We start from the raw sequence: 15,868 nt of genomic DNA, 5'->3' as shown, positions 1-15,868 counted from the left end.
GGGACCGCTGCGTTGCGCTGCTCGATCCGCAGCATCTTCCGGCCTTCAGGTGCCAATGTCACAGTAGAGCTCCTTCAGGGCTCGAAACCAATGCTTCTTCGTGCTTGCGGAATTCTTCCACGAACCGTTCCGCGATGTCCGCGGGACGGATGTCCTTGCCTGTTTCCAGGGACATGGTGGTCACTCCGGCGTCCGTGATGCCGCAGGCGATGATCTGCCCGTAGGGGGCAAGGTCGTTGCTGCAGTTAATGGCGACGCCATGCATGGTGACGCCGTTAAGGACACGGATGCCGATGGCCGCAATCTTGCGGTCGGGGCCCTTGGAATCGGCCTTGATCCACACGCCTGCCCGGCCCTTGATGCGTTCGGCGTTAATACCGTAGTCCGCCATGACGGTGATCATGATCTCTTCCAGGCGCTCCACGTAATCGCGGATTCCGGAACGGTTTTTCAGCTTCAGGATGGGGTAGGCGACCAGTTGACCGGGGCCGTGCCATGTCAGTTTCCCGCCGCGGTCCACCGCGACCACCGGGGTACCGTCAAAGGGCCGCTCGTGGTCCTCGGTGAGCTTGCCTGCCGTGTAGACAGCCGCGTGCTCAAGAAGAAGGACTGTGCTGGGCGCACTTCCGGCGACAACCTTGTCATGGAGTTCGCGCTGGGCATCCCAGGCTTCCATGTAATCAACGAAGTCGGGGGCAAGACCCAGCTGTGAAAACTCAAGAGTCATGGCATCCAGCTTAGACCCCGGAACGGTACCGGCCCGGTTTAGTGTCCAAGCTCACCGGCGGCACCCTTTGTGACTGCGCCCCCGGGCTGTGGATAACTTCTGCGGCGCGTCCGGAACTGGGCTAGACATGGACCATGGACGATGCACAGGCACCTGAGTTTCCCGGTTACGACGTCGGCCGGCTGCTGGGGCGGGGCAGCAGCGCGGACGTGTGGCTGGCCACGGAACAGCGAACAGGCCGTGACTATGCGTTGAAGTGCTTCCGGACCACCGGGGGCCGGAGGCGCAGTACCAACACCGTCACCGCCGAGGACGTGCGGCGCGAGATCCGGATTCTCTCGACGCTGGACCACCAGCACCTCGTCAGGGCCCACCACGTAGTGCAGGCAAAGGACGCCGGAGGCGGCATGGCGCTGGCAATGGACTACGCTGCCGGCGGCTCGTTGGCGCAGCTGGTGTCCGCCCGCGGCAGGCTCGGCGTGGGCGAGACGGTCACCGTGCTCACGCCGATCGCCCAGGCCCTGGCCTACCTGCACGGCAAAGGGTTCACGCACTCGGACGTTTCGCCAGGGAATATCCTGTTCACCAGGCATGGAAAGCCGATGTTGTCCGACCTCGGGATCGCCCGGATGCTCGGCGACCCGGGCCGGGCTGGAAGTGTCGGAACCGGTGGATTCCTTGATCCCGCCCCTGTGGACGCCGTTCGCGCCGGACTCCAACCGGAGCGGGACGTCTATTCGCTCGCCGCCCTCGGGTGGTACTGCCTGACGGGTGACACCCCGGGCCGCACGGCCGACCGTCCGCCGTTGTCGCTCCTGGTACCCGGGGTTCCCAAAGACCTTGCGGCCGCACTGGAAGCGGGCCTGAGTGACGAGCGGCGGCTGCGCCCCGACGCGTCGGCGCTGGCCACGGCGGTGTACCGCAGCGCAGAACCACAGCCCGTGGATCTTTCCGAGGCAGTCCATCCCGCTGTTATGCCTGAGTTGCTGACGCGGCGCAGCGAGGCTGACGCGCCTGCGGGCCATGGAGTGCGGGGGAAGCTGTTGGGACTGCGGGGGAAGCTGCTGGGATTGCGGCGCCGTGCAGCGACATCGCGCTGGCCGGCCCCGGCAGCCGCAGCCGCGTCCGGCGGGAAACATGCGGACGGCCCGGGTGGCTGGAATGTTCCAGGGATGCTGCGGCGGTCCGTGCTGCCGTTCATTGCCGCGGCGGCGGCCGTGGCATGGTGGCTACAGGCCAACGCAGGGGGGAGCGATGGGCTCGCCGGTACCTCCCGCGGGGTGCCGCCACCGTCGGCGCCGACGGTGGTTGCAGGTGGGCTCCCGGCCGCAGGTGGCGGAAGTGCTGCCTCCTTGGACGCTGCACGCCGGCAGGCCGGAACGGCTGATCCAGTGGAAGCGGTGCGGGGGCTGGCCGCGCTTCGCGACCATGCCTTCAGCACCGGGAACACCCAACTGTTGGCGGAGGTGAACGCCCCGGGTTCCTCCGCGGCCGCGGCTGACCAGCGCATCGCCGGCCAGGTTGCGGCCCCGGGCCAGCGGCTCCAGGGTTTTACCACTGCGCTCTCAGGGCTGGCTGCCGAAGACGGGCGCACCGATGCCCGCGCCGTGGTCCGCGCGGTGTCCGCTACGTCCGGCTACCGGGTGGTGGGCGCCGACGGGGCGGAGGTTGCCGCCGGGGCACCCACAGAGCCGCAGCTGCTGCGGCTGGTCCTGGTATCCGTCGACGGCCGGTGGAAACTCAGCGACATCCTCCAGGGCCCGTGACCAGCTACACCTGCATCCCCGCGTACAAAGGTCAGGCGGTGGCGTCCTGTCCGGCCACCCAGCGGGCAGCAGCATCCAGGTGCCCGTGCTGCCAGGTGAAACCAGCCGCTGCAAGGACCCCCGGCTCCATCCGCTGGCTGTACAGCAGTAGCTCCTCGCCGAGGCCGGGCAGCACGGTGCGAAGCACCGGGGCAGGGACCCGGAGCATGGCGGGACGGTGCAGGGCGTGGGCCAGCGCCGCCACGATGGTATTGACGTCCGCCTGCTCCGGGGCGGCCACGTTGACCGGACCGGAAACCTGGGAGTCAAGGAGGAACAGGAAAGCAGCTGACACATCGGGAAGGGTCACCCAGGGCCAGAACTGGCGGCCGTTTCCGAAGGGACCACCCACCCCCAGTCGCAGTAGCGGCAGCAGCTTGCCCAGCGCGCCGCCTGAACGGCTGAACACCACCCCTGTCCGGGGCGTCACCACCCGAACCCCAGGCGGGGCCATCCGTGCGGCCTGCTCCCACTCGACGCAAATCTGCGCCAGGGTCCCGGACCCGGCTGCCGCATCCTCGCGCAGCACAGTATTGCCGGCATCGCCGTAATAGCCCGAACCCGACTGGCTGATGAAGGTTGCCGGTGGCGCATCGGTCCGGGCCATTGCCTGCACCAGGGTCCTTGTTGGTGCCAGCCTGGAACTGAACAGTTCCTCCACGCGGCGCCGCGTCCACGGCCGGTCGCCGATGCCGGCGCCGGAGAGGTTGACCACGGCGTCCGCGCCGTCCAGGACGCCGGGATCCAGGTCCCCGGCTGCCGGGTCCCAGCGGACTTCGGCTGCGGTGGCAGGAGGCCGGCGGACCAGTGTCACCACCGAGTGGCCGGCACTTCGAAAGGCCGCGGACATGGAGGTGCCGATGAGCCCTGAGGCGCCGGCCATGACGATATGCATGGTCCATCTCACCACGCCAGCCCGGGTTGTGTATCTCCCGCGGGGCAGGGGAGGGGATGGCTATGATCGAACGATGACCTCTTCCAGCTACTTCCGTTTCCCGCATTTACACGGTGATCTGGTCACTTTCGTGGCCGAGGACGACGTGTGGATCGCGCCCCTGGACGGCGGCCGCGCCTGGCGTGTCTCCTCGCTCCAGCTCCCTGCCCGCAACCCGCGTTTCACCCCGGACGGCAAGCGCCTGGTGTGGACCGCCATCCAGGGAACGGCGCCGGAAGTTGTCTCGGCACAGGTGGACGGAGGCGGGTACCGGCAGCTCACCTATTTCGGCCACAGCACCACAAAGGTCAAGGGATTCACCACCGCCGGGTCCGTGGTGGTGACCAGTGCTTTCCGCCAGGCCGAAAGCCGGCACACCCATGCCTACAGCGTTCCGCTTGAGGGCGGCTCGGCCCAGGAACTCCCCTACGGACCGGTGGAGTCTGTTGCCTTCGGTCCCGAGGTGGGCGACGAGCGTCCCGTCGTGCTGGCGAGCGTGCTCTCGCGAGAACCTGCGTGGTGGAAGCGCTACCGCGGCGGAACAGCCGGAAAACTTTGGATCGACCGCGACGGCAACGGAGAGTTCGAACGCCTCCTGCCGGACCTCGACGGCAACCTGACCGATCCGCTGTGGGTGGACGGCCGGATCGCGTTCCTGTCAGACCACGAGGGCTACGGCAACCTGTATTCCGTGCTCCCCAACGGGAAGGACCTGCGGAGGCACACCGACCACCAGGACTTCTACGTCCGGCACGCGGCCACGGACGGCAAGCGCGTCATTTTCGAATCCGCCGGCGAACTCTGGATTCTCCACGACCTCGGCTCGGATGCGCTCAAGCTGGACATCACGCTCGGCTCGGCCTCGCAGGCCAGGCGCCCCGCAATGCTCGACGCCGTCAAGCACCTGGGCGCGGTTGCCCCGGATGGTGCGGGCGCCGCCAGCGCCGTGGAGTCCCACGGCACCATCCACTGGCTGCGGCACAAGGATGGTCCCTCCCGGATCATCGAGGCAACCCCTGGCGTCCGGGGCCGGATGCCCCGCCCGCTCAAGGACGGACGCATCGCCTACATCGCCGACCACGAGGGCGTGGAGGCACTGCAGATCAAGGACATCGCCGCCCCCGTCCGGCGGACCGGTGGACAGCCGGACGCGCAGGCTGAGGCGCCGTCATCAGCCGCCAGTGCTTCCGCGGAGGCACCGGCAGCCAGTGGGGAGGACGCAGCGGCGGCCACCCTTCCGCAACCTGTTCCCGCATCCGGCGCAGCACCGGCGGCTGCCACCGCACACGTCCCCTCCGATGACGGGCAGCAGGCGGATGTGGCTCCGCAGGCCGAAGCACCCGTGACTGACGCCCAGGCAGCCACGGCGGAGGCAGGCATCACCGTCCCGACGCCGTCCCGTGCCAGTTCGCTGGAGGCAAGCCCCGATGGCTCCTGGGTGGCCCTGGGGACGTCCTTCGGCGACGTTTTCGTCGTTGACACCCGCAGCGGCGACCTTACCCAGGTGGCCAGCATCGGAGAGGGCAGCATCTCCGAGCTTGCGTGGTCGGCTGATTCGCGCTGGCTGGCCTGGTCGGAGCCCGTGACCTCTTTCGGTTCGCGCAGCCGGCTGCGTCTGGCCACCGTGGAGCGTCTCGACGCCGACCCCGTCGACGTCACTGACGGCCGCTTCCGCGATGCCTCCCCGGCCTTCACGCCGGACGGGAAATTCCTTGCATTCCTGTCCAACCGCAGCTTCGACCCCGTCTACGACGGGCACTCGTTCGACCTCTCCTTCCCCAGCCCCATCAAGCCCTACCTGGTGGCACTTGCGGCTGACACGCCGTCGCCCTTCGGCCCGTCGGTTGATCCTGCCGGCACGGAGCAGGAAGCCGGCGCGGACGAAAAGTCCACGGACGCAGCGGGCGGCGGCGGCGTGGCCGCGGTCGTTGTGGATGCCGAAGGCCTCGCCCACCGCGTGATCGGGGTTCCCGTGCCGCAGGGCAACTACACCTCCTTGAAGGCCGTTGACGGTGCACTGCTCTGGCTCGACTCCGTCCTGGCGGGCGTCACCGGCGACGGGAAGGCCAGCCAGGAGGACAAGGACGCCCGTCCGAGCCTGGTCCGCTATGACATCGCGCGGCGCAAGCAGAGCACCCTGGTTGATGCCGTGGACAGCTACCGACTCTCGGGCGACCGCTCCAAGCTGGTGGTAATTGCCGACAAGCAGGTAACCGTCGTTCCGTCGGATGCCAGGGCAGATGAGGAATCCGGCAAGGCGGTCAAGGCGGACCTGGGCCGGATCCGCGTCCTGATGGATCCCCTGAGCGTCTGGGGGCAGGCGTTCGACGAGGCTTGGCGCCTGCAGCGCGACTTCTTCTGGACCGAGGACATGGCGGGCCAGGACTGGGAGTCAATCCATGCCCGCTACCGCCCCCTGGTGGACCGGCTGGGGTCCCACGACGACCTGGTGGACCTGCTGTGGGAACTGCACGGCGAACTGGGCACATCCCATGCGTACGTACGCCCGGCCTCGGTCACCGAACGCGGCAGCCGCCCTCAGGGCAGGTTGGGCGCCGACCTCGCCCACACGCCCCGGGGCTGGGAAATCACCCGCATCCTGGCCGGCGAGTCCTCCGACCCGCTGGCCACCTCGCCGCTCACCCGGCCGGGCGTCGGTGCCAAGGCCGGTGACGTCCTGCTGGCCATCGACGGCGTCCCGCTGTCGGAGAACGTCACTCCTGCCATGCAGCTGGTGGGCGCTGCCGGCCGCGCCGTGGAGCTCACACTCCTCAACGGGCCCGGTCACGGTGGTGCTGAAGGCACCCAGCGCCGCGTCGCCGTCGTGCCCGTCAAAGACGAGGAGCGCCTGCGGTACCAGGAGTGGGTGGCGGGCAACCGGCGGACCGTCCGCGAGGCATCGGACGGGACCTTCGGCTACCTGCACATTCCGGACATGATGGCCAACGGCTGGGCGCAACTGCACCGGGACCTGGACACGGAAACTGCGTTCGATGGCCTGATCGTCGATGTGCGGCGCAACCGCGGCGGACACACCTCGCAGCTGGTCGCAGAGCTTATCGGCCGCAAGGTCACCGGATGGAGCATGCCACGCGGGGAGAAGCCGCGCACCTACCCGCACCATGCGCCAAGGGGGCCCGTAATCATCCTTGCCGATGAATTTGCCGGGTCCGACGGCGACATCATCACCCAGGTTTCGAAGCTCCGCGGCATCGGCCCGGTGATCGGTACACGCACCTGGGGCGGCGTTGTCGGCATCGACAACCGGTTCACGCTCGCGGACGGCACCGGCGTCACCCAGCCCCGGTATGCCAACTGGTTCGGCGGCGGTGTGGGGTGGAGCGTGGAGAACTACGGCGTTGACCCGGACATTGAGGTCACCTACCCGCCGCATGCCTACGCTGCCGGACGCGACCCCCAGCTGGAATACGGAATCGGTGCACTGAAGGAAATGATCCAGGAGCTGCCCACTGACAGGCCTCCGGCCCGCACCGGCTACCGCAAGCTGCTTCCTGCTCCACTGCCGGCCCGCCGGCACGACGGCTAGTCCAGACAGCAGCAGAAAGGCCCTGCCTTTCCGGGAATCCGGAAGGGCAGGGCCTTTGCTTTACGCGGTGCTGCGGGACCTAGGACTGCAGCGTGGCGTCGAGGGTGATCTCGATGCCGGCCAAAGCCTGGGAAACCGGGCAGCCCTTCTTGGCGGCTTCGGCAATGCGCTGGAAGTCTTCCTCGGAGATGCCCGGGATGCGGGCATTGAGGGTCAGGTGGCTGCCAGTGATGCCCGTGCCCGGCTGGAAACCGACCTCTGACTTCGTGTTGACCTCCTCGGGAGTGAAGCCGGCCTGGCTGAGCTCGTGGCTGAACGCCATGGAGAAGCATGCCGAGTGCGCGGCCGCGATCAGCTCTTCAGGGCTCGTCTTTCCGCCGGCAGCTTCGGTGCGGGCTTTCCAGGTGACATCAAACGTGCCCAGGCCGGAGCTGTCCAGGGTGGTGTTGCCCGAGCCCTCGGTCAGGCTTCCGGTCCATACGGTGTGGGCGTTGCGTGTTGTAGCCATGTCTCTCCTCAACGTCGATTCGGTCCGGGTCCGGCGCCTTGGCCGGGCCCACCGTTCCCCATCCTAGGGATCAAGCCCCTGGCATGCACGGATAATCCGCTCTCAGAGGATTATGACCGGCAGCCCGGGCCCGGGGTTACTGCCAGATGGTGGCGATGGCGATGTTGACCAGGGCCAGGCCGCCGACGCCGTGGGCGAGGCCGGTGGAGACGGGCTCACCCTTCTTGACCTTGCGGGATCCGATAATGGCCAGGACGGCAACCACGATGGCGATGACGAACTTGATGCCCAGCTTGGCGTAGTTGGGGTCCTTGTCCGGCAGGAACGGAAGGATGCCCATCATGGCGATGCCGGTGAGGAGCTGCAGGAACGCGCCGTCACGCTGGCGCGGGTGCACAGTGGGCGTCCGCATCGTGGCGATCCAGTAGCCCACGATCATGGCTGCGCCCACCACATGCAGGAAAACCAGGATATTAAAAAGGATAGTCATGGCTACAGCTTAGCCAGTCATTTCTACGGCTTGTAGCAAAACCACGCTGCCCTCTGCTGACGGCGGCCCGTTAAGCCGCGACGGCGGCGCGCACCGCCCGGTGGTTATCCCACCGCTGGTGCCCGCCGCCGTCGTTCGTGGCTGGCTGTTACAGTCCCAGGTCCGCTTCGAACGCGCCTTCTTCGAGGCGTGCCTTCAGGGTCTGGAGGAACCGGCCCGCGTCAGCGCCGTCCACCAGGCGGTGGTCGTACGTCAGGGAGAGGTACATCATGGACCGGATAGCGATCGAGTCGTCACCGTTCTCGTCAGCAACCACCACGGCGCGCTTGACGATGGCGCCGGTGCCCAGGATTCCCACCTGCGGCTGGTTGATGATCGGGGTGTCGAACAGGGCGCCGACTGAACCGATGTTGGTGATGCTGAAGGTGCCGCCGGACAGTTCGTCCGGACCGATCTTGCCGTCACGGGTACGGGAAGCAACATCGGCAATCTTGCCTGCCAGGCCGGCGAGGTTCAGGTTGCCGGCGTCGGCGATGACCGGAACCAGCAGGCCCTTGTCGGTGTCGACGGCGATCGCCAGGTGCTCGGCGTTGTGGTACGTGATTTCCTGCTTGTCTTCGTCGTACGCAGCGTTCAGCTTCGGGTGCTGCTTGAGGGCCTCGGCCACGGCCTTGGCGATGAAGGGCAGGAAGGTCAGCTTGACGCCGTTCTGGGCCTGGAACGAGTTCTTGGCACGGGCGCGCAGCTTGGCAACCTTGGTCATGTCCACTTCGTGGACCTGGGTGAGCTGGGTGGAGACCTCGAGGGACTCGCGCATGCGGCGGGCGATGACCTGGCGGATGCGGGGAGCCTTCTGGGTGGTTCCGCGCAGCGAGGAGGCGGCTGCGCCGGACGCGGCCGGAGCGGAAGCAGCAGGTGCAGCGGCCGGGGCTGCTGCGGGAGCTGCCTTGGCTTCAGCGGCGGCAATGACATCCTGCTTGCGGATGCGGCCGCCAACACCGGTGCCGGACAGCGAGGAGATATCCACGCCGTGCTGGTTGGCCAGCTTGCGGACCAGGGGAGTGACGTAACCGGATTCCGAGCCGGATGCCGGTGCGGCTTCCTGGGCTGCCGGGGCAGCCTGCGGGGCGGGGGCCGGAGCTGCTGCCGGAGCGGGGGCTTCCTGCTTCGGTGCCTCCTGCTTGGGGGCTTCCTGCTTGAGTGCCTCCTGCTTGGGGGCTTCCTGCTGGGGAGCCGCGGGTGCAGCCTTAGGAGCAGCGGCAGCGGGGGCGCCGGAGCCGATGACGGCCAGCACGGAACCAACCTCGGCGGTCTCGTCCTCGTTGACCCGGATTTCCTGCAGCGTGCCGGCAACCGGGGAGGGGATCTCGGTGTCAACCTTGTCGGTGGAGACCTCCAACAGGGGCTCGTCGACGTCGACGGAGTCGCCCACGGCCTTGAGCCAGCGGGTGACGGTGCCTTCGGTGACGCTTTCGCCCAGGGCGGGGAGGGTCACTTCGTGGCTTTCGCCGCCGGCAGCCGGAGCCTCCTGGGCAGGGGCTTCCTGGGCCGGTGCCTCTTCAGCAGGGGCCTCCTGTGCGGGCGCTGCTGCGGGTGCCTCTTCGGCGGGAGCGGCTGCGGGAGCTTCTTCGGCCGGGGCGGAGCCTCCGCCGGAGCCGTCGCCAATGCGCACCAGCGGTGCGCCGACCTCGGCGGTCTCGTCTTCAGCGACCAGGATTTCTTCAATCACGCCAGCTACGGGAGAGGGGATTTCAGTGTCTACTTTGTCGGTGGAGACTTCGAGCAGCGGCTCGTCCACCTCTACCCGGTCACCCACCTGCTTGAGCCAGCGGGTGACGGTTCCTTCGGTGACACTCTCACCGAGGGCGGGCAAGTTAACGGATTCAGACATGTCGTCCCCGTTCTCCTTATTGATCTTTAGTGCGAATGATTGCTGCCTTGATGGAAGCCTAGTGCACCCGGTCTGCGTGACCGGGTGCACCAGGCCTGGTAACTCTGGGGAACTAGCCGTGCAACGCTTTGCCGGCCAGCGCCAGGTGCGCTTCGCCGAGGGCTTCGTTCTGGGTGGGGTGGGCGTGCAGCAGCTGCGCCACGTCCTCCGGGTAGGCTTCCCAGTTCACGATCAGCTGGGCCTCGCCCACCTGCTCGCCCATGCGGGCGCCGATCATGTGGACGCCGACGACGGGGCCGTCCTTCTGGCGGACAAGCTTGACCAGGCCGGAGGTGCCCAGGATGGAGCTCTTGCCGTTGCCGGCGAGGTTGTATTCCTGGGTCTGGACCTGGTCTTCGCCGAACTTTTCCTTGGCAGCCTTCTCGGTGTAGCCGACGGTGGCGATTTCGGGCTCGGAGTAGGTGACCTTGGGGATGTTGATGTCTTCGACCACAACGGGCTTCAGGCCGGCGATTTCCTCGGCCACGAAGATGCCCTGCTGGTAGCCGCGGTGGGCCAGCTGCACGCCGGGGACGATGTCGCCGACGGCGTAGACGTTGCCGACGCCGGTGTGGAGGCGCTCGTTGGTGATGACGAAGCCGCGGTCGATGGTGATGCCCGCTTCCTCGTAGCCGAGGTTGGCGGTGACGGGGCCACGGCCCACGGCCACCAGCAGCAGGTCGGCTTCGAACGTCTTGCCGTCCACCAGGGTGACCTTGACGCCGTCGTCGTTCTGCTCCACGCCCTGGAAGAAGATGCCGGTGGAGAACTTGATGCCGCGCTTCTTGAAGGCGCGCTCGAAGTTCTTCACGATGGTGGTGTCCTCGTTGGGAACCAGGGAGGGCAGGCCTTCGACGATGGTGACGTCCACGCCGAACGACTTCCAGACCGAGGCGAATTCGACGCCGATGACGCCGCCGCCCAGGATGATGGCGCTCTTGGGGATGTAGTCCATGGTGAGGGCCTGGTCGGAGGTGATGACCTTGCCGCCGATTTCCAGGCCCGGAAGGGTGCGCGAGTAGGAGCCCGTGGCCAGGACGATGTTCTTGCCCTTGTAGGCGGTGCCGTTCACGACGACGGTGTCGGTGCCCTGGAGCTTGCCTTCACCTTCGATGACGGTGATGCCCTTGGACTTGATGAGGCCCTGCAGACCCTTGTACTTGCCGGCGATGATGCCGTCCTTGTACGCGTTGACAGCGTTGATGTCGATGCCGTCGAGGGTGACGTTCACGCCGTACTTGGCGGAGTCACGGGCGTGGTCGGCCAGCTCTGCTGAGTGCAGCAAAGCCTTGGTGGGGATGCAGCCGTTGTGGAGGCAGGTGCCGCCCAGCTTGCCCTTCTCCACGAGGCCGACGGTGAGGCCGAGCTGTACCGCACGCAGGGCTGCAGCGTATCCGCCGCTGCCGCCACCGAGTACCAGGATGTCGAATTCTTGCGCAGTTGCCTGATCGGCCACTAAAACGCTCCCTCGCGTGAACGATGACGCGGTCAGCGCGCATCATCTGGTCTTGGAACTTGCACTGCCGTGATTATGTCAGCAGGGCAACTCTCTTGCATTTGTGACTACCGTGGTTCACCTTAGCGAACCACCTATCCATGCTCCACCTTGGCGCTGCGTTTGTGGAGCGCTTGTGTCCAGTGTCACGCGGCTCTGTGGCACAGGGATCACCTGCGCCGCAGGGCCGCGTGGCACCGGGGCTGCGGCCGTTCTCAGGCGGCCGCGAGGATGTCTTCCACGTAGGCAACCAGGGTGCGGACCGTGCATCCGGTGCCCTGCTTGTGCGTGTAGCCGTAAGGGCTGCCGTTATTAAAGGACGGCCCTGCGATGTCGATGTGCGCCCAGGGGATCTGTTCGCCCGCCTTGTCCTTACCCACGAACTCGCGCAGGAACACAGCTGCGGTCATCATCCCGCCATGCCGTTCGCCGATGTTTGCAAGATCCGCCACCTGGGAGTCCAGGGTGGGGCGCAGTTCCTCGGGCAGGGGCATGGGCCAGACCAGTTCGCCGGCGCGGTCGGCAGCTGCCTTGAGCGCGCCCGTGACGCTGTCCGAGCCCATGACACCCGCGGTGCGGTTGCCGAGGGCAATCAGCTGCGCTCCGGTCAGGGTGGCGACGTCGATGATGGCGTCAGGGTATTCGCGGCTGGCGGCGACGATGCCGTCCGCCATGACCAGGCGGCCTTCGGCGTCGGTGTTGAGCACTTCCACTGTCTTGCCGCCGAACATGGTCAGGACGTCCGCGGGGCGTGAGGCGCCCCCGCCGGGCATGTTTTCGGCAATGCAGAGCCAGGCGGTGGCCTTTACCGGCAGGCCCAGCCCGGCGAGGGCCAGGACGGTGTTAAGAACGACGGCGGCACCGGCCATGTCGCTCTTCATGTCGCCCATGTTCAGGGCCGGCTTGAGCGAGATCCCGCCGGTGTCGAAAGTGATGCCCTTGCCGACGAGAGCGATTTTGGCGGTGGCTTTGGCGGGGGAGTACTCCACCTTGACCAGGCGGGGCTGGCGCGTGGAGCCCTTGCCCACGCCCATGATGCCGCCGAAACCTTCCTTTTCAAGGCGCTTCTCGTCCCAGACGGTCACCTTAACGGGCAGGCCCTTGGCCAGCTCCTTTGCAGCCTCCGCGAATGATTCCGGGTACAGGTGGCTCGGGGGTGTATTCACCAGGGAGCGGGTGTGGTTGACGGCCTTGGCCACCAGGCCGGCACGCTTGAGGGCCGCGTCCAGCTCCGCGCTGCCTGCAAGGTCGGTGAAGATCACGGCGTTGCGGACAGGGTCCTTCAGGCCTTCAGTGGACGAACGGAACTCGGTGAAGGCGTAGGCGCCCATCGCGGCACCCTCGGCAACGGCCGTGACGTCCTGGGTGGTGGCGGTGGGGAATGCGAGGGTGACCGTGGCCAGGCCTGCCAGCTGCCGGACTGCGGACCCGGCCGCCCGGCGGAGTGATTCCTCCGTGAGCGTTCCTTGCGCGGGAACTTTGCCCACGCCGGCGAGGACCAGGATGCCTGCACCCGTCTCGGGCAGCCCCGGCAGGCGGACCAGCTGGTCAGCCGCGCCGGTCACGCCGAGTGCCTTGAGCGAGTCTGCCAGTGCCTCCGCGGATTTCGCCGTCAGCGGGTTCTCCAGGAGGACCGGGCCATCGGTTCCCTGCCCCACCCCGATGACCACTGCGTCGCTGGGGCTCCTCTTCAGGTCCCGGGAGACGGTACTAAGGTTGACTTCAGTATTCTTGACCACAGGGATGAGTCCTCAATTCTCGAAATGTTCGGGCAGGGGTGCATGTTGGGCGCTCTGCCATGATGACCCCGGATAGGGCCGTTCCGGACGGTCCCGGGGTGGGTGCAAGCCCGCCTGGCAGGCCAGTTCCGATCGTAGCCCTTCCCTGGCGCCGCAGGAGAATTTCCTGAGATGTGCGCCACACCCGCCGTCGGAATGCCCGCTGCCCCTGCGGCGTTATGAATGATGTCCACCCGAACCCCTGAAAGGAACATGCCGTGCTTGAACGGATTTCCGGCTCCCTGCTGGACCCCGACGCGCTCTATGCCAGCAACATCGAGCTGTTCCACAGCCCCGAACTACAGGGACTGAACATGGTCATGGGTTTCACCGGGTTCGCCGACGCCGGCCACGTGGTGAAGCAGATCAACTCCGAGCTGCTGGACTCCCTTGACGCCCAGCCGGTTGCCGTCTTCGACGCCGACCAGCTGATCGACTACAGATCCCGGCGGCCGCACTTGAGTTTCGTCGAAGACCACATCCAGGACTACCAGGAGCCCCGCCTGGCGCTGTACCGGTTGGTGGACGGGCTGGGAAAGCCATTCCTCCTCCTGGCGGGCTTCGAACCGGACCTGCAATGGGAACGGTTCGCCCGCGCCGTGGTGAACATCGTGGAGAAGCTGGACGTCAACCTGGTCACCTGGATCCACTCCATCCCGATGCCGGTGCCGCACACCCGGCCCGTGGGTGTGACGGTGCACGGAAACCGGCCGGAGCTGATCGAAGGCATCTCGGTATGGAAGCCCACCGTTGAGGTTCCCGCCGCTGTGGGCCACATCCTGGAGCTGCGCCTCGTTGAGGCCGGACGCAACGTTGCCGGGTACGTCATCCACGTCCCGCACTATCTGGCCGAAGCAGAGTACCCAACAGCCGCCGTCGCCGGCCTGGAATACCTGGGCGCCGCCACCTCCCTGATGCTGCCCACTGACCGGCTCCGCGAATCCGGCCGCGAGGTCAGCCGGCAGATCGCCGAGCAGATCGAAGCCTCCGAGGAAGTCCAGCAGGTAGTGTCCCGGCTCGAAACCCGCTACGACGAGAAAGCGGACGGCATGGTGCGCCGGTCGCTGCTGGCCAACGAGAACGACGAACTTCCCGACGCCGACGATCTCGGCGCGGCGGTGGAGGCATACCTGGCCAGGGAGAACCCGGGACAGTAGCCCGGCGTCACAGCTTCCGGGGTGCGTGCGTACGCCGGGCATAATGAAGTAGTGACTGCACCCCGCGCCTGGCTTATCTGGACCATTGGAATTTTCGGGTACCTGGTGGCCGTGGCGCAGCGCACCTCCTTCGGCGTGGTGGGACTGGAAGCGACGGAGCGGTTCCACGCCAGCGCCTCCGCCATTTCCTTCTTCACTGTCCTGCAGCTGCTGGTCTACGCAGGACTGCAGATTCCCGTGGGCCTGCTGGTGGACAGATTCGGGTCGCGGGCCATGATCGCCGGCGGTGCGGTCCTCATGGGACTCGGGCAGCTGCAGCTTGCCTTTGCCGACAGTATTCCCGGGGGAGTACTGGGGCGGGTCCTGGTGGGCGCCGGCGACGCCATGACGTTCATCTCGGTCATCCGGCTGATCCCCCTCTGGTTCGCCCCCGCCCGCGTACCCCTGGTCACCCAGCTCACGGGAATGTCCGGGCAGCTGGGACAGCTCTTCAGTGTCCTGCCCTTTGCGCTGGTCCTGCACCTCGCGGGATGGACGCCCGCGTTCCTGATGCTTGCGGGGATGTCCGCGCTCGCCGTCGTGCTGGTCATCCTGCTGTTGCAGGACGCTCCGCCGGGAACGGAACGGCAGCACGCCCGGCAGGGGCTGAGGGCCACCGGAGCGTCGCTGTCGCGCGCCTGGCGCCAGCCCGGCACCCGCCTGGGCATGTGGAGCCACTTCACCATCCAGTTTTCCGGCACCGTGTTCGCCATGACCTGGGGCTACCCGTTCCTTATTTCCGGCCAGGGCCTGGACGCCGGCACCGTTGCCGCCCTGATGGCGCTTTACGTTGCCGCCGCGATGGCGGTAGGCCCCTTCATTGGGCGCTTCGTATCGCGGCACCCGTTGCGGCGTTCCACCATGGTGCTGCTGATCGCAGCCGGTACGGCCGCGGCCTGGGCTGCCGTGCTGCTTCTGCCCGGCCGTGCTCCGCTGTGGCTCCTGGCAGGCCTGGTGGTGGTGCTGGCGGTCGGCGGTCCCGGGTCGATGATTGGCTTTGACTTCGCCCGGACCTTCAACCCGGCACACGGGATTGGCACTGCCACCGGCATTGTCAACGTCGGCGGCTTCATCGCCGCACTGGTCTCCATATTCCTGATCGGACTGGTACTCGACGTCCTCTACGCTTCCGGGTTCTCCCAGGGGGTACTGTACGGGCTGGAGCCCTTCCGGCTGGCGCTGAGCGTCCAGTTCCTGCTCCTGGCCCTTGGCGCGGCCGCCATCGTGGCCTCGCGGCGGAAGGTGCGCCGGCAGATGGCCGACCAGGGAATCGTGGTGCCGCCGTTGCGCAGCGCCCTGGCCCGCCAGCGCCGGGAAAGCCTGGCGCGGCGCCGCCAGACCACGCCCACCGACGACTGACTCCTCCTGCACAGCCGCCGCCGCGGCGGTCCCGGCGCTCCGCCGGCGGACTTTTCCACTTACGCGGTGGCTCCCCTTCTGCACGGACGCTTCCGGACG

At 67.2% G+C, this 15,868-nt stretch carries 11 protein-coding genes; 4 read left to right on the top strand and 7 right to left on the bottom strand.

Features of this window, described 5'->3' with window-relative positions:
- Positions 1–58 precede the first annotated feature (58 nt).
- Entirely contained in the window at positions 59–727 is a 669-nt protein-coding gene (gene lipB, locus HNO81_RS17535; protein ID WP_175319386.1) for a lipoyl(octanoyl) transferase LipB, read from the bottom strand.
- Positions 728–861: 134 nt separating this feature from the next.
- Here lipB and HNO81_RS17530 point away from each other — a divergent pair, with 134 nt between their 5' ends.
- On the top strand, positions 862–2,493 hold the full coding sequence (locus HNO81_RS17530; RefSeq protein ID WP_175319385.1) for a serine/threonine-protein kinase: 1,632 nt from the start codon (positions 862–864) through the stop codon (positions 2,491–2,493).
- A gap of 31 nt (positions 2,494–2,524) precedes the next feature.
- Here the strand turns inward: HNO81_RS17530 and HNO81_RS17525 are convergent, their stop codons facing one another.
- Positions 2,525–3,427, bottom strand: coding sequence for a TIGR01777 family oxidoreductase (locus HNO81_RS17525; protein ID WP_175319384.1), 903 nt, complete (start codon positions 3,425–3,427; stop codon positions 2,525–2,527).
- A gap of 73 nt (positions 3,428–3,500) precedes the next feature.
- Here HNO81_RS17525 and HNO81_RS17520 point away from each other — a divergent pair, with 73 nt between their 5' ends.
- A complete protein-coding gene (locus tag HNO81_RS17520) occupies positions 3,501–7,013 on the top strand; it encodes a S41 family peptidase (protein WP_175319383.1) in 3,513 nt (1,170 codons plus the stop codon).
- A gap of 79 nt (positions 7,014–7,092) precedes the next feature.
- Here the strand turns inward: HNO81_RS17520 and HNO81_RS17515 are convergent, their stop codons facing one another.
- From HNO81_RS17515 to HNO81_RS17495, 5 genes are all read right to left on the bottom strand, one after another.
- The gene (locus HNO81_RS17515; RefSeq protein WP_175319382.1) at positions 7,093–7,521 is read right to left on the bottom strand and encodes an OsmC family protein; all 429 of its coding nucleotides are present in this window, start codon (positions 7,519–7,521) and stop codon (positions 7,093–7,095) included.
- A 136-nt stretch (positions 7,522–7,657) separates the two neighbouring features.
- Positions 7,658–8,011, bottom strand: coding sequence for a hypothetical protein (locus HNO81_RS17510; RefSeq protein ID WP_175319381.1), 354 nt, complete (start codon positions 8,009–8,011; stop codon positions 7,658–7,660).
- Between the two features lie 148 nt (positions 8,012–8,159).
- The gene (sucB, locus tag HNO81_RS17505; RefSeq protein WP_175319380.1) at positions 8,160–9,902 is read right to left on the bottom strand and encodes a 2-oxoglutarate dehydrogenase, E2 component, dihydrolipoamide succinyltransferase; all 1,743 of its coding nucleotides are present in this window, start codon (positions 9,900–9,902) and stop codon (positions 8,160–8,162) included.
- Between the two features lie 112 nt (positions 9,903–10,014).
- On the bottom strand, positions 10,015–11,397 hold the full coding sequence (gene lpdA / locus HNO81_RS17500) for a dihydrolipoyl dehydrogenase (RefSeq protein ID WP_175319379.1): 1,383 nt from the start codon (positions 11,395–11,397) through the stop codon (positions 10,015–10,017).
- 254 nt (positions 11,398–11,651) lie between these two features.
- Positions 11,652–13,175 carry a leucyl aminopeptidase gene (locus HNO81_RS17495; protein WP_175319378.1) on the bottom strand — a complete coding sequence of 508 codons (1,524 nt, stop codon included), beginning with the start codon at positions 13,173–13,175 and terminating at the stop codon, positions 11,652–11,654.
- Between the two features lie 257 nt (positions 13,176–13,432).
- Here HNO81_RS17495 and HNO81_RS17490 point away from each other — a divergent pair, with 257 nt between their 5' ends.
- Both HNO81_RS17490 and HNO81_RS17485 read left to right on the top strand, forming a co-directional pair.
- A complete protein-coding gene (locus tag HNO81_RS17490; protein ID WP_175319377.1) occupies positions 13,433–14,371 on the top strand; it encodes a PAC2 family protein in 939 nt (312 codons plus the stop codon).
- Between the two features lie 51 nt (positions 14,372–14,422).
- Positions 14,423–15,769: an MFS transporter gene (locus tag HNO81_RS17485; RefSeq protein WP_175319376.1), complete on the top strand. Its 1,347-nt coding sequence runs from the start codon at positions 14,423–14,425 to the stop codon at positions 15,767–15,769.
- Positions 15,770–15,868: the final 99 nt, after the last annotated feature.

The organism is Pseudarthrobacter sp. C4D7 (assembly GCF_013359725.1).
Lineage (GTDB): Bacteria > Actinomycetota > Actinomycetes > Actinomycetales > Micrococcaceae > Arthrobacter.
This window is presented reverse-complemented; position numbering and strand designations above follow the sequence as displayed.